At 55.8% G+C, this 19,988-nt stretch carries 19 protein-coding genes, 2 tRNA genes and 1 other RNA gene; 17 read left to right on the top strand and 5 right to left on the bottom strand.

The annotated features are described in order from the left end of the window. The first annotated feature begins 35 nt into the window (after positions 1–35). The gene (locus WC562_02280) at positions 36–758 is read left to right on the top strand and encodes a metallophosphoesterase family protein (protein MFA5054985.1); all 723 of its coding nucleotides are present in this window, start codon (positions 36–38) and stop codon (positions 756–758) included. Here the strand turns inward: WC562_02280 and WC562_02275 are convergent, their stop codons facing one another. Then, complete coding sequence (locus WC562_02275; protein ID MFA5054984.1) at positions 759–917, bottom strand: hypothetical protein; 159 nt, start codon at positions 915–917, stop codon at positions 759–761. Between the two features lie 66 nt (positions 918–983). Between WC562_02275 and WC562_02270 the strand changes: the two genes are divergently transcribed. From WC562_02270 to WC562_02260, 3 genes are all read left to right on the top strand, one after another. Beyond that, positions 984–1,169 carry a 2-hydroxymuconate tautomerase gene (locus WC562_02270; GenBank protein ID MFA5054983.1) on the top strand — a complete coding sequence of 62 codons (186 nt, stop codon included), beginning with the start codon at positions 984–986 and terminating at the stop codon, positions 1,167–1,169. Positions 1,170–1,358: 189 nt separating this feature from the next. Further along, positions 1,359–1,434: transfer RNA gene (locus tag WC562_02265), tRNA-Lys, on the top strand. 166 nt (positions 1,435–1,600) lie between these two features. Continuing rightward, positions 1,601–2,326, top strand: coding sequence for a PsbP-related protein (locus WC562_02260; GenBank protein ID MFA5054982.1), 726 nt, complete (start codon positions 1,601–1,603; stop codon positions 2,324–2,326). A 49-nt stretch (positions 2,327–2,375) separates the two neighbouring features. On the opposite strand, the gene WC562_02255 is transcribed toward WC562_02260, so the two are convergent. Continuing rightward, entirely contained in the window at positions 2,376–2,561 is a 186-nt protein-coding gene (locus WC562_02255) for a hypothetical protein (protein MFA5054981.1), read from the bottom strand. 354 nt (positions 2,562–2,915) lie between these two features. Between WC562_02255 and WC562_02250 the strand changes: the two genes are divergently transcribed. The 6 genes from WC562_02250 to lepA all read left to right on the top strand — a co-directional run bounded on the left by WC562_02250 (position 2,916) and on the right by lepA (position 7,281). Further along, complete coding sequence (locus tag WC562_02250; GenBank protein ID MFA5054980.1) at positions 2,916–3,476, top strand: hypothetical protein; 561 nt, start codon at positions 2,916–2,918, stop codon at positions 3,474–3,476. A gap of 27 nt (positions 3,477–3,503) precedes the next feature. Next, positions 3,504–3,722: a hypothetical protein gene (locus WC562_02245; GenBank protein ID MFA5054979.1), complete on the top strand. Its 219-nt coding sequence runs from the start codon at positions 3,504–3,506 to the stop codon at positions 3,720–3,722. A 143-nt stretch (positions 3,723–3,865) separates the two neighbouring features. Continuing rightward, positions 3,866–3,950, top strand: a tRNA-Leu gene (locus WC562_02240). A 250-nt stretch (positions 3,951–4,200) separates the two neighbouring features. Continuing rightward, the gene (locus WC562_02235; protein ID MFA5054978.1) at positions 4,201–4,659 is read left to right on the top strand and encodes a hypothetical protein; all 459 of its coding nucleotides are present in this window, start codon (positions 4,201–4,203) and stop codon (positions 4,657–4,659) included. Positions 4,660–4,881: 222 nt separating this feature from the next. After that, positions 4,882–5,340: a hypothetical protein gene (locus tag WC562_02230; GenBank protein ID MFA5054977.1), complete on the top strand. Its 459-nt coding sequence runs from the start codon at positions 4,882–4,884 to the stop codon at positions 5,338–5,340. Between the two features lie 114 nt (positions 5,341–5,454). Then, the gene (gene lepA / locus WC562_02225; GenBank protein MFA5054976.1) at positions 5,455–7,281 is read left to right on the top strand and encodes a translation elongation factor 4; all 1,827 of its coding nucleotides are present in this window, start codon (positions 5,455–5,457) and stop codon (positions 7,279–7,281) included. Here lepA and galU read toward each other — a convergent pair. Further along, complete coding sequence (gene galU / locus WC562_02220; GenBank protein MFA5054975.1) at positions 7,278–8,150, bottom strand: UTP--glucose-1-phosphate uridylyltransferase GalU; 873 nt, start codon at positions 8,148–8,150, stop codon at positions 7,278–7,280. The genes lepA and galU overlap by 4 nt on opposite strands. Positions 8,151–8,947: 797 nt before the next feature. Then, positions 8,948–9,826 carry an MBL fold metallo-hydrolase gene (locus WC562_02215; protein MFA5054974.1) on the bottom strand — a complete coding sequence of 293 codons (879 nt, stop codon included), beginning with the start codon at positions 9,824–9,826 and terminating at the stop codon, positions 8,948–8,950. A 533-nt stretch (positions 9,827–10,359) separates the two neighbouring features. Between WC562_02215 and ffs the strand changes: the two genes are divergently transcribed. The 5 genes from ffs (at position 10,360) to WC562_02190 (ending at position 14,726) form a co-directional block, all read left to right on the top strand. Then, positions 10,360–10,624, top strand: an RNA gene (gene ffs, locus WC562_02210) — signal recognition particle sRNA large type. A gap of 205 nt (positions 10,625–10,829) precedes the next feature. Beyond that, on the top strand, positions 10,830–11,663 hold the full coding sequence (gene rsmA, locus WC562_02205) for a 16S rRNA (adenine(1518)-N(6)/adenine(1519)-N(6))-dimethyltransferase RsmA (GenBank protein ID MFA5054973.1): 834 nt from the start codon (positions 10,830–10,832) through the stop codon (positions 11,661–11,663). Next, positions 11,624–12,601 (top strand): 4-(cytidine 5'-diphospho)-2-C-methyl-D-erythritol kinase, encoded by a 978-nt coding sequence (gene ispE / locus WC562_02200; GenBank protein ID MFA5054972.1) that lies wholly within the window; start codon positions 11,624–11,626, stop codon positions 12,599–12,601. Before rsmA ends, ispE begins: the two co-directional genes overlap by 40 nt. After that, complete coding sequence (locus tag WC562_02195; GenBank protein MFA5054971.1) at positions 12,573–13,334, top strand: VTT domain-containing protein; 762 nt, start codon at positions 12,573–12,575, stop codon at positions 13,332–13,334. Before ispE ends, WC562_02195 begins: the two co-directional genes overlap by 29 nt. A gap of 441 nt (positions 13,335–13,775) precedes the next feature. Further along, entirely contained in the window at positions 13,776–14,726 is a 951-nt protein-coding gene (locus tag WC562_02190; GenBank protein ID MFA5054970.1) for a GDP-mannose 4,6-dehydratase, read from the top strand. 567 nt (positions 14,727–15,293) lie between these two features. Here WC562_02190 and WC562_02185 read toward each other — a convergent pair. After that, the gene (locus WC562_02185) at positions 15,294–15,482 is read right to left on the bottom strand and encodes a hypothetical protein (GenBank protein ID MFA5054969.1); all 189 of its coding nucleotides are present in this window, start codon (positions 15,480–15,482) and stop codon (positions 15,294–15,296) included. Between the two features lie 225 nt (positions 15,483–15,707). On the opposite strand from WC562_02185, the gene WC562_02180 reads away from it, so the two are divergent. Both WC562_02180 and WC562_02175 read left to right on the top strand, forming a co-directional pair. Further along, complete coding sequence (locus tag WC562_02180; protein MFA5054968.1) at positions 15,708–17,273, top strand: glycosyltransferase family 39 protein; 1,566 nt, start codon at positions 15,708–15,710, stop codon at positions 17,271–17,273. Beyond that, positions 17,270–19,543, top strand: a complete 2,274-nt coding sequence (locus tag WC562_02175) for a hypothetical protein (protein ID MFA5054967.1) — start codon at positions 17,270–17,272, stop codon at positions 19,541–19,543. Before WC562_02180 ends, WC562_02175 begins: the two co-directional genes overlap by 4 nt. The last annotated feature ends 445 nt before the right edge of the window (positions 19,544–19,988 follow it).

The following is a 19,988-nucleotide window of genomic DNA, read 5'->3' as shown; positions in this document are numbered from 1 at the left end:
CGAACGTTGCTGAAACTTGCTATAGTAATCCTGCTATGCGTTACGCGATACTTGCCGATATTCACGGCAATCTGGATGCCTTCCGGGCGGTGCTGCGGGACATCGACGAAAGGGGAGGGGTCGATGAACTGTGGTGCCTGGGCGACATGGTCGGCTATGGTCCCGAGCCCTCGACCTGCCTGGATATTATCAGAGAGCATCCTCATATCTGTGTGGCGGGCAACCATGACTGGGCCGCCGCCGGTAAGATAGACACTGCGGATTTCAATCCGGATGCGGCGGCGGCTTGCGAGTGGACGGCCATTCAGTTGAATCAGTCGGATAAGCAATACTTGCAGAATCTTCCGTTAACATTAGTCCGCGGCGATTTCACCCTGGCGCATGGCAGTCCGCTCGATCCCCTCTATGAATATATCTTCTCCGTCGTGAGCGCGGAGGACAACCTGCTAAGCGTCGGCACGGCGCATTGCCTTATAGGGCACACTCATGTGCCGGCTGTCTTTTCGTACTGCGAGGGGATTTGCCGTAAGGAATCGCTGCTTCCGGTGTTGCAGCTGGGCGGGCGGATGATCGTAAACCCCGGCGGGGTGGGCCAGCCCCGCGACGGCGATCCCAGAGCAAGCTATGCTATCTATGACGATGCCGAGCGGGTTATCTACAGCTACCGCGTACCTTACGATATAGCCGCGGTGCAGGAGAAGATGAGGGAGGCCGGACTGCCGGAGTACCTGTCGCTGAGATTGAGCGACGGCCTGTGATTACGTGCCGCGCTTCTCGTAGTCGGGGCATTTCACGGCGTTGGGGCGCTCGGGGCGGTGACATGTGCTGCGCCAGTCCCATTTGCAGCTGTCGCAAAGGAAAATGTTACGGCCTGCGGCCTTCTTGAATTTTAATTTCAGCTTGTCCCAGAAGTTCATAATATTCAACTCAGAGTGATTTTACTATACTATGTCAATGCGATGTTAGCAACAGGAGGTTGTGAAATGCCAATCGTTAGAGTTGAGATGTGGCCCGGCAGGACCCGGAAGCAGAAGGCGGAGTTGGCCAAGGCGATAACGGATGCGATCGTGAAAATCGTCAAGTCGCCGCCGGAGGCCACTACAGTCGTATTTGAGGACGTGGCCAAAGAGAACTGGGCTATCGGCGGCAAGCTCGCTTCCGATGCGTGATGTGTAGGGGCAATTCATGAATTGCCCCTACATGGTGGCTGAGATTTTGGGGAGGTGCAGGGGGTTGACCAATATTGTCGACCCTGCCAGCGGCGCTAGCTGTAATACTTGCTCAATCGTCCTGATATGTTATAAAATAGCATCTCGGTGCCAAGCGGCGGGGATACCCCGCCTTTAACTTTGAAATATGGGCCGCTAGCTCAACCGGCAGAGCAACTGACTCTTAATCAGTAGGTTCAGGGTTCGACTCCCTGGCGGCTCACCAACGTTTTTGCAGCTAATCATCTCTAAATCTTACTTCTATTATCTATGTTAACCTGCTAGGCTCAATAGACTCATTTGTGCTTGACACTAGTTTCTTACTACATTAAAGTGTTACTATCTTATTAGTCGGTATTTAACCCGAAATGGGTTTTCAGTAGGAGGGTAGCATGAGATTGGTTAAAATCGGTGGAGTGTTATTACTGAGTACATTGCTGTTATCATCTATCGCTTGTGCTACGCCTACATATCATTTATCTACTTCCGTTAATGGCCAGGGCAGCGTCATGCCTGTTAGCGGGGATTATCTGGAGGGTAAATCATGTATTTTGCTGGCCAAACCGGCGTCGGGTTGGGAGTTCGACCATTGGGAAGGAGCGGCAAGCGGGGATAACGGTCTGGTTACGATAACAATGAATTCAGACAAGTCAGTTACTGCCTTTTTTGTAGAAACAGGAATGTCCTCGATGTCGGAGAAAGGCTTTTCTATAACTCTCCCTGAAGGTTGGGAGGAGACTCCGGCTGGATTGGTAGAAGAAGGGACTGCCTATTATTCTATTTCGGCGTGTTCGGGCAGCGGCGCTATGGTTATCGTGGCAGAAATGGACGCAAGCGGCTTGAGTTTGCAGACTTTCTATGAGGCTAGCAAAATCGGTCTGGAAGCCTTTGGAGATTATGACATTCTCTCTGAAGAGGAGATAACAATAGATGGCATGCCAGCCAAGCAGATGATATATACGGTTGTTATTGGGGGGGCTACTAGTCAGATGCTGCAGTGCGTGCTGGTTAAAGGGGATACAGGTTGGCTGATCACATTTTCCTGTGAACCCGAATGCTGGGATACTATGGAAAGTACCTTCAATGCTATGCTGAATAGCTTCGAGTTGCTGGATTAAGCATATTCTTGGCAGCTTGCCTGTTTGCGTAGTCCTCGGAATATTTTTCTCATTTACCCTTTTTCTTCTTTGGTTTTTTCTTGGCAGGCAGCTCCCGCGTGATTTCTTGCGGCCTGACAGTAGGGTCTTCCGCTTTGTATTTGACTATCGTGCCAAATCCTGTGTCGACTATCGCCATGACCTTGTAGGCATAGCGCCGTTCGTTTCCTATTATTACGATATCGCCTATTTGCATAGAGACTATTATACCATCTCATATTCGGCGGAGGAGTGATATTGAATCCTGTATCGAGATGCCGGGAATAGCGATTATTCCAATACGGTGCAGGCATATCGCCGAACCAGACTGCTGAAAAAGTCCCAATCAACCCCCTGTATCCCCCATACGTTGGTCATCGGGTAGGGGCAGGGCAAGCCCTGCCCGACAAGAAGGGCGCAGCAAGCGGCGCCCCTACGGTACATCCCCGGTTCCCCCGGCCCCGATATATCGGGGCACCTCTTTTTCGTCGGTCTCCGAACTTGCAGTTGCTCTGTCGGGCCAAATGATATTATGATTACAAAGGCTATCCAAGACGTGCGAGGATATTCGATGAAGGATGAGGTCAAATGCCCGCTGTGCGGAGCCGCGACAACTCTGCGTACGGCTAAAAAAGGCGCGAATGCCGGCAGGGAGTTTCATGTCTGCGTTCGTTATCCCGAGTGCAAGGGAAAAACGGAATCACGGAACGTAGTGTCGGAGAAGGACAGCGCCAGGCTGAAGAAGATGATGGACGGGATGCCATCCGATGTGCAGTGGCTGGCCACTTTCGAATGTATACGGAGCCAGGCCGCACCCGTCATGAGCAGGGTGAGCAAGGCCGCGGGCGGCGGCGACTCGGAGATGCTGGATGCCTTGAATGAAGCGAGCAGACGCCTTCCTATACTGCTCCAGGCTATGGAGGAGATACCGGAGCCATCGAGAGAAGAGTATAAGGAATCCAGGAAGAGCGTGCTAAAGGGTATAGAGTCCTACATGGATGGTTGCCGCTCCTATATCAGGTGGGTTGAGACCGGCGACAGCACCTGCCTGAACGAGGGGATGGCCGATTTCAACGAGGCCGCCGTAAGTTTCGATAACTCAACGAAGTGGCTGGCGAAGGCGGGGCGGTAGCATAGTTTACGGCGGGGGGAGGTTAATATGGGCGGAACATTGTTTACTGTTTTCATAATTTTTCTAATCTTGAAGCTAACCCATGTCATAGACTGGAGCTGGTGGTGGGTGACGTGTCCGCTGTGGGTTAGCGTGCTCATAGTGCCGGTATTGATCTTTCTCCTCATATTCGGCGTGATCTCCAGCGCTGCTATCATGGCCGTTCTCGCCAGGTGGTTCTTCTTCCGGCCGCGGAGACAGGGGTGAACAGCTTTATGGTTCGGTTCGTGTTGACAGGCCGCCCGTACTCTGATAATGTTTTTTAACCGAACTTAGGTCGATACTTTGTTCCATCCCTGTAATGGTGCCGCCCATGCGTTAAGGAATCGACTGCGTAGTAATTTACTTTCGGGGGAGTGTCGGAATTGGCAGACGAGCATGACTTAGGATCATGTGCCGCAAGGCTTGAGGGTTCGAGTCCCTCCTTCCCCACCATTAAAAGGCGCTTATTTCCGCATCCTTCACGGCTCAGGGATTTTAGCCGGCACGGTTGTTTGATACAAGTTGATATAAAATCGTAAGAAAAAGGTTGAAATTATCCTTGTCTTGTGTTAGCATTCACCAACAATAGAGCAGAAGTAACGAGGAGGCGCTATGCCGACAGGGAGTCAGGTCATTGGCCTGAAGGTGAAATTAGAGAAAATAATGTTATTTTAGAAAAAGGATCGGCTAAAGGAGGAATAGAATGTTAGAGTCAATGCTCGGCCCCGATGTCATGAAGAAAATAATGGCCAAGCTGGCGGCGCTTATATGTGTGATCGTGGCATGGATCGGTTTGATAATGGTCATGATGACCGCGTTTGTCGCAAAGACTGTCGATCTGGATGACGGGAGTATGAAAACTGTTGTGATGATCAATCATGCGCATTTGTGGCCGATGTTAATAGGCTTCTTCTGCGCCGGCGCCGCTCTGGTGGCCGGAGGCAAGAAGACAAAGATAAATCTTTCCTATATCCTGTTCGTTGTTTCTTTCTGGGTTATGCTGAATTCAATCATGAATTTCGTAGCGGGGCCGACGCTGGCGGGCGCGGGCCTGGCCGAGGCCGTGGTTCCGCTGATGTCGCCGGTGGCGGCCATAGGCGGTTTCCTTGGTATACTTGGCGGCGTTGTCGGGATAATGGGCGCCGGCAAATACGCCAGCTGATTCTTAGCCGGTTTTTCCTTAAAATCAAGAGAGCCTTACACGTTCCTGTGCGAGGCTCTCTTTTTATGTGCCTCTTTTGCTGGATGGTTGCGCGGGGAGAAAACGGCGACAGGGTTTTCGCGTTGAGGCTGTTCGTGACTTCAATAGGTCATCATATTGACGAGCGAGCATCAATCAGGCATAATGTAATATAAAATTGGATAAATATCTCAAGGAGGAAACGTGTTAGAGTCAATGCTCGGCCCCGAGACTATGAACAAGATAATGGCCAAACTATCTGCGCTGATATGTGTAATCTTGGGGTGGATAGGTTTGATAATGGTCATGATGACCGCTTTTGTAGCTAAGATAGTTGATCTGGATGACGGAAGCACTCAAACTGTTGTGATGATAAATCATGCGCATCTATGGCCGATGTTGATAGGCTTCTTCTGTGCCAGCGCTACGCTGGTCGTCGGAGGCAAGAAAACAAAGATAAATCTATCTTACATCCTTATGCTGGTTTCATTCTGGATCATACTTAATACGATTCTGGGATTTGTGGACGGGCCTACGCTTGAGGGAGCCGGGTTGGCCGAGGCGGTGGTTCCGCTGATGTCGCCGGTGGCGGCCATCGGGGGGTTCCTCGGATTACTGGGCGGCGTGGTAGGTATACTGGGCGCCGGTAAGTACGAGAAATAATAACATAAGTCAATTTTGCGACTTAACAAAGCGAGGGGCACTGTAGGTAAACAGGGCCCCTTTTTTATATTTGATGAGCTTGAGATTAATAGTCCCTTATGTTAGGATTCAGCTATGGAACAGGCTCGCATAAGAAACTTCTGCATCATCGCTCACATAGATCACGGCAAGTCCACGCTGGCCGACCGTCTTCTCGAGGAGACGTTCACCGTCAGCCTGCGGGAGATGCGCGAGCAGCTTCTCGATCAGATGGACCTGGAGCGGGAGCGCGGCATCACCATCAAGCTGAAAGCGGTTTGCATGAATTACAAGGCATCGGACGGCCTTGATTATCAGCTTAACCTTATCGATACGCCGGGGCACGTGGATTTCAGCTACGAGGTGTCGCGCAGCCTGGCGGCATGCGAGGGGGCGGTGCTGGTCGTCGATGCGACGCAGGGGATACAGGCGCAGACGCTGGCCAACGTGCACATCGCTCAGGAGAACAGGCTGACGCTGATACCGGTTGTCAACAAGATCGATCTGTTTAATGCCGAGCCGGAGAAGGTGTCCGAGGAGATTCAAAACGTTATAGGCTTTTTCGCTGACGAGATCATCATGGCTTCGGCCAAGACGGGCGCCGGGGCTAAGGATATCCTGGAGGCCATCGTTAAGAGGATTCCTGCGCCGAGCGGCGATTCGAGGAAGCCGCTGCGCGCCCTTATCTTCGATTCCAAGTACGATTCATATAAAGGGGTGGTGGCCTATGTGCGCGTGATGGACGGCGCTGTGGCGAAAGACGCCAAGCTGCGGCTGATGGCTAACGGTAAGGAAGTGGAGCCGGTCGAGCTGGGGGTTTTCAAGCCGGGGATGACGCCTGTAAACAGGCTGAACACCGGAGAGGTCGGCTATATAGCCACCGGGCTGAAGACCGTCGCCGAGTGCCATGTGGGAGATACGGTTACTACGGCGGAGGAAGGCGCGGATACGCCGCTGCCGGGCTACCGCCCGGCCCAGCCCATGGTTTTCGCCGGCATCTATCCTATAAATACCGACGACTATGCCGCACTGCGCGAGAGCCTGGATAAGCTGAGCCTTAACGACGCGTCCCTCGTGTTCGAGGCGGAGAGCAGCGCCGCTCTGGGCTTTGGATTCCGCTGCGGGTTCCTTGGGCTGCTTCACATGGATATCGTCAAGGAGAGGCTGGAGCGGGAATATGACCTGGAGCTGGTGGCCACCGCCCCCAGCGTAGCTTATCAGGTCACCACCACCGGGGGCGAGGAGCTTTCTCTGGCCAACCCCTCCCTGCTGCCGCCGCCCGCCGAGATAGCTGAACTGAGGGAGCCGTGGGTCTCGGTGGATATTATCATACCGGCCAAGTACATCGGCAGCGTGATGGAGCTGCTGCGGGAGCGGCGCGGCGATTATCGCGGCATGGAGTATTTCCTCAAAGAGGACGTGCAATCGCGCGAAACGGGCGGCGCACTGCGCGTTATGCTGAAATACGACGTCCCTCTCTCCGAGCTCATCATCGACTTTTACGATCACCTGAAGTCGCGCACGCAGGGCTACGCCTCGATGGACTATGCCTTCGCGGCCTATCTGCCGGCCGAGCTGGTGAAGCTTGAGATACTGATCAACAGCCAGCCGGTTGATGCCTTCTCCCTCATCGTGCCGCGGGAGCGGGCTTACAGGCAGGGACGCGATCTGGTGACGAAGCTGCGGAAGCTCATACCGCGCCAGAATTTCGAGGTGGCGATACAGGCGGCCATCGGCAGCAAGGTCATCGTCAGGGAGACGATCAAGCCGTATCGCAAGGACGTCATCGCCAAGTGCTACGGCGGCGATATCACACGCAAGCGCAAGCTGCTGGCGAAGCAGGCCGAGGGCAAGAGGAAGATGAAGATGGTGGGCAGGGTGGAGATACCGCCGGAGGCCTTCGTCGAGGTGCTCAGGATCTAGCCCGACAGGAGCTTATAGAGGTATTCACGCAGTTCCAAACCGATTCCGGGCTGTTTCAGTCCCCAGGCGATCGATGTTTTAAGCAGTCCCATCGGTTTGCCCGCGTCGTAGTAGGTTCCTTCGAATTCATAGCCGTATAAGTTCTGCTTCTTCCGCAAAATAGCCAAACCGTCGGTCAGCTGTATCTCACCGCCCTTGCCCGGCTTTGTGGCCCGCAGCGCGTCGAATATCTCAGGCGTGAGGATGTATCGTCCCATGATGGCCAGCCGCGATGGTGCCTTCTCAGTCTCCGGCTTCTCAACGGTATCGAGTATGCGGTATGTGCGCTTTGCCACTTCCTCCGGCTTGACGATGCCGTATCGGCTGATATCCTCAGGCGCGACTTTCAGCAGGGCCAGCACGCTTCCCCCGTATTTCTTATACACCTTCGACATCTGTTTTATCACGGTCGGATCGGCGCCGAAGAGGTCGTCAGGCAGGAAGACGGCGAAGGGCTCGTCGCCAACCTCCTTCGCCGCCATGAGCACGGCGTGTCCCAGCCCCCTGGGATTGTTCTGGGGAACGAAGCGTATATCGGCGAGCCTTGAGGTTCGCTGCACCTTCTCCAGCAGTTCGGTGTCGCCCTTCTTCTTCAGGGCGGACTCCAGCTTCCTGTGCGGGGCGAAGTGGTCTTCCAGGGAGGATTTGCCGGGGGAGGTGATGATTATTATCTCCTCGATGCCGGAGGCTATCGCCTCCTCCACCGTGTGCTGGATGATGGGCTTGTCGTACAGCGGGAGAAGCTCCTTTGGAACTGCTTTAGTGGCCGGAAGGAACCTGGTTCCCCAGCCCGCGGCGGGTATCACTGCCTTGCGTATTTTCCGGGACATGGTTTTACTATTTTATATGGAGATTGAGAATTAGGCAACCGTCCGGTAGGTTAGGTTCAACCCCCTGGAATCCCCCAGTCATGGGGGATATAAAAAAATAGATAGGGGACACCCCTATAACCCCGTCAGGAGACAGGGTCTCCTGTACCTCTGTGAGAAGCTAACCTCTACCTTGAGGGGAGAGGACTAAAGTGAGCGTGAATAAACCATAATCTTTAGTGTCGGTAAAACCCCGAGGCGGAGCCTCTTCCCCCTCTTTTGAGAAGAGGGGGTTAGGGGGTGTTAATTTAAAAATTATTTCCCTCTCCCTCTGCAGGGAGAGGGTCAGGGTGAGGGTCGTACCCGTCATTCCGGCGAAGGCCGGAATCCACGTAGGGGCGAATAATCATTCGCCCGTTATTCGGCGGGTTGGAAACCCGCCCTACAAACTGAACCTCTGTTCTCTTGGACTGTCATTGCGAGGAGTACTTCAGCAGTTCGGAAAGACGACGTGGCAATCTCAACTATCATCAACCCCCTGTATCCCCCAATCTTGGGGGATGAAAAAAAAGATATAGGGGACACCCCTATAACCCCGTCAGAGGGTGCTCCCTCTGGACTCCCCTTTCTCAAGGCTGTCATTCTGAATCCTTGCTGGGAACGATGAAGAATCTCGTCAACATGGTGGGTTTGTGAACCCACCATACGAATACGTCTCCCTACGCGGCGGGTTGGAAACCCGCCCTACGTAAATCCCCCTGATCCCCCTTTCATAAAGGGGGGAGATATACCTCAATATCATGGAAGGAAGGGCGAGTTCACTTCTTCTCGAAGTACGTTATATATCCGGTGGCGATGGTCTCGAAACCCTGCAAGTCCGACTCAATATTGCTGTCGTATTTGCTTTGTATGTATGAGCCTAACGCCTTGCCGGTTTCAGCGCGGCTCTTTCCCTGCTCCATCGCCTTCATGACTATGTCTCGAAACGCGAGCGCGTTCTCCACAGCCCTGCTCATGCAGTCAGCCGGATTACGCTCGATGCCGCCGTGCGAGTATATCAGCGTCTCGATGCCAAGGTCGCTGTGCTGCAGTTTCTCGATCGTCGACAGGTAGCCGGCCAGGTCAAAGCTCATCGGCGCGGCGGTCGGCAGTTGATAGCCCGGCATGCCCAGCGCCTCGCCGCAGAACAGCCCCTTCAGCTTGTGATCAAATATGGCGATATGGTGCGGCGCGTGACCCGGCGTGTAGATGAACTCCAGGTCCCTGTCACCCGCGTTTATCACCTCGCCGTCAGCGACAGTTTTTATCTGAGATTCGGGAACCGATACTATGGGCCCGAAGTTATCCTCGAACCTCTCGCCCCATACCATCTTGACGCTGTCGATGAGGCGCGACGGGTCGACGGCGTGTTTGAGGCCGCGAGGGTGTACCAGCACTGTCGCTTCGGGATAGAGTCTAGCCAGCGTTCCCGTGCCGCCGGCGTGATCCATATGTACGTGGGTCGGTATGATGTAGTCGAGTTTCTTGATGCCGAGATGCTCCAGCGCTCGATGCAGGGAAGGGATGCATATCGCGGGGCCGGGCTCGATTAACACTCCGGCATCTTTTATTAAAAACGCCGTCGGCTGGAACTGCATTACCTTGAGAGGCGTCTCTATGCGGTAAATACCTTCAGCGATTTCTGTAGGTTTGGTCATGGCGATAACAACATATAGGAATGAGATAAGAGGTGTCAACCCCCTGGAATCCCCCTTTTTAAGGGGGAAACAATAACCGAACCCCCTGGTAGTCCCCCATACGTTGGGGGACATAGAATAATCCGGGGGACACCCCCGGTTCCCCCGGCCCCGATTTATCGGGGCACCTCTTTCCGAAGCCGTCATTCCGGCGAAGGCCGGAATAAACGTAGGGGCAGGGCTTGCCCTGCCCTTTGGGAGGGTAACCACGGGGGGTTACCCCTACGCGGTGGGTTTGCGAACCCACCCTACGTATCTATTTCTGACTGTCATTGCGAGGAGTCCTTCCATACACTCTGACTACGGAAGGACGACGCGGCAATCTCATCAACCCCCTGTTATCCCCCAGTCTTGGGGGAATTTAAATAAACAGGGGACACCCCTGTACTACCCCGGAAGGAGCTTCTCCTTCACCTCTTTCTCATGCGAGAGAGGGCCGGGGTGAGTTCGATAAGCTTGACAACGAAATATCGGTAAGATAGTATCAGGTTTGGTCGTGCTAGGCGGGGAGCCAGCGGTGCCCTGTACCCGAAATCCGCTATAGCGGGGCTGAATTCCCGTCCAAGGTCTTAATCCTGTCGGCAGTTGTCTCTGTAGGGAGGTGTTGATGATTGGGTCCTGCGCGGCAGAATGCTATGAACCCCGTCAGGTCCGGAAGGAAGCAGCGGTAAATAGCGGTTTCTGGGTGCCGCAGGGTTGCCTGGTTTGAGCTGAACGGCAGGGGCGATCCGCGGGGTAAGATCGACGGCGGGTGCACGGCCTTTTTTATTTATGGGTTGAGTTGAAAATGATATATCAACCCCCTGTATCCCCCAATCATGGGGGACATAAAATAGAGAGACAGGGGACACCCCTGAAACCCCGGCAGAGGGAGAGCCCTCTGCACTTCCCGATTCTGAAGAACGACGTTTCGAAAGGTGAGTGCCAGGGGATTCCTGAGTCAGGGATTAGTTAAAGAGTCGATATGCTTCTAAGCGAGACGAAAAGGGAACTGCGGCGGCTGGATACCCGCGCCAGGAAGGGGCTGGGGCAGAACTTCCTTGTCGATAAGCATGCTCTGGATAGAATCGTCGCGGCTGCAAAGCTTACGCCCGATGATTACGTCGTTGAGGTCGGGCCCGGGCTCGGTGTGCTTACGCAGGAACTGGCAAAAGAAGCCGGCCGTGTTGTCGCGGTCGAACTGGACAGGACGATGGCCGCGGCGCTGAGGGAGAAGTTCGCGGATTCGAATAATGTTGAGATCATCGAGGCGGACATACTGGATTGCGCTCCGGAATCGCTGGTGCCGTCAGATCGAGATTACAAAGTCGTCGGCGCTCTGCCTTACAACATCGCCTCGGCGGTGCTGCGCCGTTTCCTGGAAGCGGGCCGCAAGCCGACAGTGATCGTCGCCGTGGTGCAGAAGGAGGTCGGGCAGTCGATAGCGGCCAAGCCGGGAGATATGAGCCTGCTCAGCGTGGGGGTGCAGCTATACGGCAAGCCTGCGATCGTGAAAATCATACCGCCGCGCAGCTTCTACCCGCAGCCCAAGGTCGATTCCGCCATCGTGCACATAGATGTTTACCGCGACCCGCCGGTCAAGGTGGATGACGAGGCCGCATTCTTCAACGTGGTTCGCGGCGGCTTCTCAACGCCGCGCAAGCAGCTGCGCAACTCGCTGTCGCACGGGCTTCGCATAGCGCCGAACGAGGCGGGCGATATCCTCGACGGCGCGGGCATAGACCCGAAGCGCCGGGCGGAGACATTGAGCATCGCGGAGTGGGCCGAGCTCTATCGGGTGTTTTCGAAGAAGAGATGATAACGGCATACGCATACGCCAAGATAAATATCACGTTCGAGGTGCTGGGCCGCCGCGAGGACGGCTATCACGATATTGTTTCCATATTGCAGGAGATCGATCTGAAGGACACCATTCAGTTCGAGGCCGCTCCGTCGCTTTCTATCGATTGCGATAATGTCGAACTTCGCCCGTCCGATAACCTGGCGCTCAAGGCCGCGAGGCTGCTGAAGAAGGAATCGGGGTACAAAGGCGGCGCGAAGATTATTTTGAAGAAGGGCATACCGGTCGCCGCCGGGTTGGGGGGAGGCTCGAGCGACGCGGGCGCGGCGCTTGTCGCTTTGAACAGGTTGTGGAAGCTCAACCTCTCGACTGAAGAACTGGTCGAGATGGCGGCGACTCTGGGCTCCGATGTCCCTTATTTCATCCGGGGCGGCACGGCTCTGGCCGAGGGCCGCGGGGAGCGCGTCACGCCTTTGCCGCCGCTGCCGCTGTCGTACGTCGTTCTGCTGAAACCGTCGGTTACGGTTCCGGTATCGAAGACGAAGGCCATGTACGGCGCGCTGAGGCCGTCTCACTATAGCAAGGGCGATTATGCTAGAAAGACGGAGGCATTTATCGAGTCTGCGGTTGAGGGACATCAACCCCCTGTATCCCCCAATCATGGGGGAATTAAAAAAATTGGGGGACACCCCCAAGCCCCCGTCAGGAATAATCCTGTACCTCTTTTTCAGGGATATAACACATTCGATTTCGTGGCCTGCGAGATGTACGAGGGCATGGAATGGTATCGGAATAAATTCGATGAAGCGGGCGCAGACGAGGCGCATCTGGCGGGGGCGGGGCCGACGCTGTTCGCCCTTATGCGCGACCGCGCGCGGGCGGGGAAAATACATCGTTCGTTAAAGGAATTGGGGCTGGAGACTTACCTTGTCGAAACTGTATCAAGGGTTGATTAACCGCACCGCCGACCTGGTCCGTCGCTCCTCCGAGAAGATCGATAAGCTGAGCCGGGGGCAGCAGTGGTCTATCGTGGCGTTGCTGGTCATAGCCACTCTAGGCATGGGCTATGCCATCTTTCGGGCGTCCAGCTACCTGGAGGGCTTCACGGAATACGGAGCGCTGGGGGCTTTCCTGGTGTCGTTCATCGCCAGCACCACGATATTTTTCCCTGTTTTCGCATTCGTAATCATCGGCGCTCTCGTGGTGAGCCCGGCAACCAACTGGGCTGTGATAGCCCTGGCCTCCAGCGTGGGCAGCGCCCTCGGCGAGTTCACGGGATATGCGGTAGGATACGCCGGCCGGGTCATCATCAGCAAGCAGCGATCCGTATGGTACCAGAGAGCCGAGGTTTGGATGAGACGCCACGGGAGCCTGACCGTTTTTATCTTTGCCCTGACGCCGCTCCCTTTCGATATCGTCGGACTGGTTGCGGGGGCTCTCAGGTTCCCTTTCTGGAAGTACCTCCTGGCTACGCTGGCCGGACGTTTGCCTAAAACATTCGTGGGATGCTATTTGACCTACATCGGCTGGAGCGAGATGGAAGCCGTGCAATTATGGCTGGGGGGGATAGCCTGGTGGGGCTGGCTGCTGGTGGCGGTGGGCGTTACTTTGATCATCGCGGGCGGTGTGCTTATATGGCTGGGGCGGCGGAGAAAAAACAAACGCGCGGACGATCAGGCGCAGGGGTAGGGATTATTTCAATAAATGAAATGTTGTCAACCCCCTGCAATCCCCCAGTCTTGGGGGATGTAAAAAAAAGAATGGGGGACACCCCCAAACCCCCGTCAGAGGGAGAACCCTCTGGACTCCCCTGTCTCTCGCAGCTGTCATTGCGAGTCCTTATATGCTGTTGATGGTGTTCTTCACCTTCAACAATTGGAACCAGGGGGTGGGCGCAGCCGACTGCGGGTTTGATGAATCAAACCCCTACGTTTCGTCATTCCGGCGGATGCCGGAATCCACGTAGGGGCGTATGGCCATACGCCCCTACACTCGATATTCGCATAATATGCCGCGGCTTGCAGACAGAGACAAACTTTCGCATTGTATAAATGAAGCTGTTATATTAAACTAAGCAATAAACAGGCAAACGCCTGGATTGCTTTTAACGATAGAACGAAGAGGTGACAGATGAAAAAAGCTTTGATCACAGGCATCACCGGCTTCGCCGGGAGCCACCTCGCGGAGCACCTGCTGGGCAAGGGCATTGAGGTCCACGGCACGGACCGCTGGCGCAGCAAGCGCGAAAACATAAAGAACATCAAGGGCGACCTGCACCTGGTCAACGCCGATATCAGGGACGGTCATTCTCTTGATAACGTGATAAAGGATATCAAGCCGGACTACATCTTCCACCTGGCGGCGCAGTCCTTTGTGGCCATGAGCTGGCTGGCCCCGGCCGACACCATAGAGACCAACGTGGTCGGCACGATAAACCTGTTCGAGGCGGTGAGGAGGGCCGGCATCGATCCCGTGATACAGGTGGCGGGAAGCTCGGAGGAATACGGCATGGTGTATCCGGACGAGGTGCCTATAAAGGAAGACAATCCCCTGCGCCCGCTCTCCACGTACGGCGTGTCCAAGGTGGCGGCGGATAAGCTGGCATACCAGTACAACAAGTCATATGGATTAAAAACGATTGTCACGCGCGGCTTCAATCACACCGGCCCCCGCAGGGGAGAGGTTTTCGTGACCTCCGCCTTCGCCAAGCAGATAGCCGAGATAGAGAAGGGCAAGGAGCCCGTGATGTACGTGGGCAACCTTGAGTCCAGGAGGGACTTCACCGATGTCAGGGACATGGTCCGCGCCTACCTGCTGGCGGTGGAGAAGTGCGAACCGGGAGAGGTTTACAACATCTGCTCCGGCAACGCCGTGAAGATAAGCGAGATGCTGGACCTGTTGCTGTCCATGACCAAGAAAAAGATAAAGGTCAAACAGGACCCTGATCGCATCAGGCCCTCGGATGTGGAGCTGCTCCAGGGCGATTACTCCAAGTTTAAAAAACAGACCGGCTGGAAGCCAAAGATTCCCTTTGAGAAGACGATGGAGGACCTGCTGAACTACTGGAGGGAGAGGGTATAATATCTGTGCCCCCTGGAATCCCCCATACGTTTCGGTCATCGTGTAGGGGCAATTCATGAATTGCCCCTACGGGACATCCTTTCTCAAGGCTGTCATTGCGAGGAGTCCCTCCGCAGTTCGGAAGGACGACGTGGCAATCTCAATTGCTAGTCAACCCCCTGCTATCCCCCAATCTTGGGGGATGTAAAAAAAGAGATAGGGGACACCCCTATAACCCCGTCAGGAGAGGAATCTCCTGAATCTCTCTTCTCTTGGACTGTCATTCTGAATCCTTGTTAGGAATGATGAAGAATCTCGTCAACGTGGTGGGTTCGCAAACCCACCCTACGTTTCGTCATTCCGGTGAAAACCGGAATCCATGGAGGGGGCCGCGGGTTTGATGAATCAAACCCCTACATTCGGTCGGCGCGTAGGGGCGTATGGCCATACGAGCGTTATTTGGTGGGTTTCTGAACCCACCCTACGTAAATCCCCCTCGATCCCCCTTTACCAAAGGGGGGAGATATAGCTCGTCCCCTCTCTTTGCGAAAGAGAGGGACCTGAGGGTGAGTTCATGCGGGTTTTGCGTTATTCCGAACGCAGCAGGATTGAAAAAACTCCTATTAGAAGTATAATAGCCAATAAGTAGTCCAGGCTAACGTACTGCCTGACATCGGCGAATCTGCCCAGTAAAAGGATGAATGTGAGGGCTATGACCAGAAGGATAAAGGTGGTGTCCGCCACTTCACGCACGCGGGACGATTTCAGTTTGAACATGACAGGATTCTACCATAAAAAAACGGGTGGCGCATAGAGGGTAGCGTGTAGGGGCGAGGTTGTCTCGCCCAATTAATTGTTGAAGGAGAAGAACACCTTCAACAGCATATAAAGCATCCCTCTCTTTACGAAAGAGAGGGAATCCTTCCATGACATCTCGGTATATGGAAGGAAGGGTGAGTTTAAAACCCGGCAAAAGGATTGTCGACAAGGAATTAGATATAAGTGATTAGCGCGAGATTATCCAGAATAGACCCGTGCATTTTAGTCCTCATATTCCTCACCGTGTTCGGCTTTGCGCTCAGGATGTACGACCTGGGCAGCCAGTCGCTGTGGTACGACGAAGGCTACAGCATACAGGCGGCGCTGGCCATGCTGGATAAAGGCGCGCCCGTGCTGCCCTCCGGCTGGTTCTACACGCACGGACTGCTGAATACGAGCTTCATAGCCGCCTCCATGGGCATGTTCGGCGAGACCGAGCTGGCGGCGCGCCTGCCCTCCGTGATATTCGGCACGCTGACCATACCGCTGGTCTTCTTCTTCGCGCGGAGGATAGGCGGGACGAGGACGGCGCTCATCGCGGCATTCATCGTCACGTTCCTGGCCCTGGAGATAGCCTGGTCGCGTCAGGCGCGCATGTATCAGCAATTGCAGTTCTTCTATATCCTGTCGCTCTATCTCTTCTATCTCTATACGCAGAAACGAAGCAATAAGCTGCTTATACTGACCGTCGTCTCGACGATATGCGCCGTGCTGAGCCATACCTCCGGCGCCTCGGTTGTGCTGGTGTTCCTGGCCTGGCTTCTGCTGGCCAACATCAGGAACATACGCAGATACGCGAACAGGGAATTCCTCAAGAGCAAGCAGACCATCGCCTTTATCCTGTTCGCCGCCATAACGCTGATAGTGGCGCAGGCGGTCTTCCACGTGTTCTCCGGAGCGTGGGGCTTCAAGATGAACTACTTCACCGAGTACACCAATTACCTGGCGGAGTTCCTGCCCGTCATACTCTACATGGGCGCCGCAGGGATCATCGTTATGTTCAAGAGGGAATGGAAAACCTCCCTGCTCCTGCTGCTGGCGCTGGCCGTCCCGTTCTATTTCTTCTGCTTCCAGGTGAAACTGCTGTCCATGCGCTACCTCTACCTCTTCATGCCCGTGCTCATCATCTACTTCGCCTATACCGTCACGTATGTCGGCAACATACTGGCGCGTGCGCTGAAGAAACGCCTGAAAGGATCGGGCGGGGCGGAGCAGTTGAACAGGTGGCTCGGCCCCGCGCTCTGCGTCGTGATCATCGGGCTCTCGCTGCCGGGCGCGGGCTTCAACTTCCTGCCGCAGAGCGAGCACTGGCTGGACATGACCGCGCCGCAGCCGGATTTCAAGCTGGCCTATAATTTCGTCAACGATAACGCGCGGGAAGGGGACGTCATCATCGACACGTGGCCCTCGGTGGGATTATTCTACCTGGAGCGGGAGCCGGATTACTGGCTGGACTTCGATATAGCGGGCACCCACGGCAAATACTGCATAGACGGCCGCGACCGTTATGCCAACATCTCCTGCATACAGGACGTTATAGAGCTGGAGGCGGTCATAAACGCCTCGCCGTCCGGCTGGCTGGTGATGGACAAGCTGGCGGCCTACAGGCTGCCGCAGGAGACGGTGCGCTACATCGAGCAGAACCTGGCCTATTACGAGGAGGGCTCGCGCGCCATGGCCGCCGGCACGGTGCTGGTCTACGGCTGGCCCAACGCGAGCGCCCCGGCAGAGGTCATCGATAGCGAATGAGCGAAGAGAGCAGACCGTCGTCAAAGAAGAAGTACGTCAGGCTCCTCTGGCTGGCGCCGCTTGCGGTCGTGCTCATCATCCTCTACATCAACTTCCTGCCCCTGGGCGGCTCGCCCGAACACAGGATCGATGTCGGCGGCAACGATTTGAGCGGCAAGGCGCGCCTCTCGGGGAACGCGTCCGGCTTCTCGGAGGCGATGTCCAACGGCAGCGTGACCTATCGCGAGATAACGGGTGACACGGTCTATTTCGAGCTCACCGATCCGAGATTATCGCAGGCGGACGAGGTCGCGGTGGCCGTCAGGTTCGCGGACAACTTCCCGGAGGACGGCATCTTCGTCATCGGCGCGCAGTGTGAAGAAGGCTACAGCCTGAGGTACGCATACGTTCCGTTCTACGGCCAGCTCGTCGATCTGCCGCTGGTGACGCAGAACGGCTCGATGATGGTCTACGCCACCGACACGGAGAACCCCCCGCCCCTGTCCACGGTCATGGACCCCCTGGGCAACCCGCCGCTGGGCTCGCTGATAGCCAGCGGCGACCCGTCGCTGGACATAAACCAGGTGGTGACGCTGCAGGAGTACGTCAATACGCAGTTCGGCGATTACGATGCCGGGGCCGGGCTCTCCGCGCTGCTGCCGGATCCCCGCGCCGCGTACGCCCCCCTGGACGGCGGCGCCGCGCTGCTGGGCGCGCAGGAATTCTACCTGTACTCCAACGGCGGAGAATTCGAGCTGACGGTGGAGAAGCGCGACCTGAACCGCATCGCGGGGCTGGATAACATTAACGTGTCGCTCTACGCGCCGGACGGGACCCTTGCCGTGAGCGAGGTTATATTCGACGATTTTAATTTCACGGACAGCAAGATGCTGGGACAGAAACAGCGCTGCCATATAAACATGGAGCAGAGCGACAGGGGCGTCTACCGCCTCGCCGTCGCGCCGCAGGGTGAGGAGATCGATTTCATAATCACGAACATCGCCTATAACCAGGGCAAAGCGATAGCCGCGGACGGACTGTACCTGGCGGGCTACAGCTACGAAGGCGGGAACACGGCCGCGGCCGAGGCCTGGCTGTACCTGGCGGCCCCCGGCGAGATAAGGTTCTCCTCGCCCGGGGAGCAGGTGCCGCAGTACGTCACCGTCTGGGGCGATGAGATGAGGCTGGAGACGTACGTCAACGAGTCGGGAACGTGGTACACGTCCGGCGCTCTGGAGCCGGGACTCTACCGCCTGAGGTCGAGCTTGGGCGATGTTGCGTTGGAAGCCACCGGGGCCCTCATCTCGCTAACGGAGGAATCTCTCTTCATCCCGTCCTTCAACACCGTAGAGGAGGGCAAGGGCTGGCTTGACATAAATATTTCATTAAAGGGAAGCCACACCTTCTGGACATTCGTCGATAACGGCGTCCTTGAGCTGAGCGTGACGAAACAGGATTTGAATCAGGACGAGGGCGCGGACGCATTGAGCATCGAAATCTACGACCTCGCCGGCGATCTAACGGCCAACGCCTCGATAGCGGACGACGGCGACGCCTCGGCGGGCGGCGAACCGGGCCCGATGCAGGGTGCGTCGCTTACGGCCTCCAATCTGTCGACGGGGGCATATCGCATAGAGATGACGGGTGAAGACCTCCTGATAAGGCAAATAAGCATCAATCAGGGCAAGCTGGTGCTGGACGACAGCATCACCCCCGCCCCGGCGGACACGGGCTACACCTCCAACGCGGGCGCACCGGCCGACGCGCTGGCGCTGTACACGCAGGGCCTGTCGCTGCAGCGGGCGGAGTTCTCCTGCGATGACGCAAGCGGCATTCAGCAGGCGGCCGTGATCGGGGACGGCTTCTATGCCGGGCTCTACATCGATGAGATGGATAAGCCCTTCGCGGTGAACCTCGCGCCGGGCTCGTACATGATAGTGACGGCCAGGCAGAACCTGACGCTGGAGTTCAACGGCTACATGTCCTTCACGCCGGACTCCTTCTTCCTGCCCAGGCGCTGCGAGGTGGCCGGCCTTGAGACCTACGTCTCGGATTTCAAGGAGTACGTGGATTACATCGTCGTGAACTACGACGGCTACTATGTGACCGACAGCTACGACGGCTGGACGACGGCGCGGGCCAGATGGAAGACGGAGGACCTGTCTATCGTCGATGACACGCTGAGCTTCTGCCTGATGGTGCCGCACCTGGACCTGGCTGCCGATGCGGACAAGACCATCCCTGTGGATTCCATCGTTATCGAGCTGGAGATCCCGCCGGTGTGGAAATGAGTAGCGGGTAGCGTGTAGCGTGTAGTAGGGGCGAACGGCGTTCGCCCGATATGGATTCCGGCCGGAGTTTACCCCGTACGGCGATACGGGGCCGGAATGACGGTTCGTAGTTGTAGGGTGGGTTTGTTTAACCCACCACGTAGGGATTAATTATTTCGCAGCATGTCATCCTGAGGTAGCGCCGAAGGATCTCGTCGAGATTCTTCATCATTCCAGGCAAGGATTCAGAATGACAGTCTGAAACAGAGGTATCCTTCCGCGGAAGGAACGGGGTTATAGGGGTGTCCCCTGTGTTGCAAAGGAAAGAGGTGAAGGAGAAGCTCCTTCCGGGGGAACTGGGGGTGTCCCCCAGCTCTTTTTTTACGTCCCCCAAGATTGGGGGATACAGGGGGTTGATTATAGTTGAGATTGCCGCGGCGTCCTTCCAGAATAAAGATATCTAGAA

This window comes from Dehalococcoidia bacterium (genome assembly GCA_041649635.1).
Classification (GTDB): Bacteria; Chloroflexota; Dehalococcoidia; order E44-bin15; family E44-bin15; genus JAYEHL01.
Note: the sequence above shows the minus strand (reverse complement) of the source record. Positions and strands in the feature narration are given on the sequence as shown.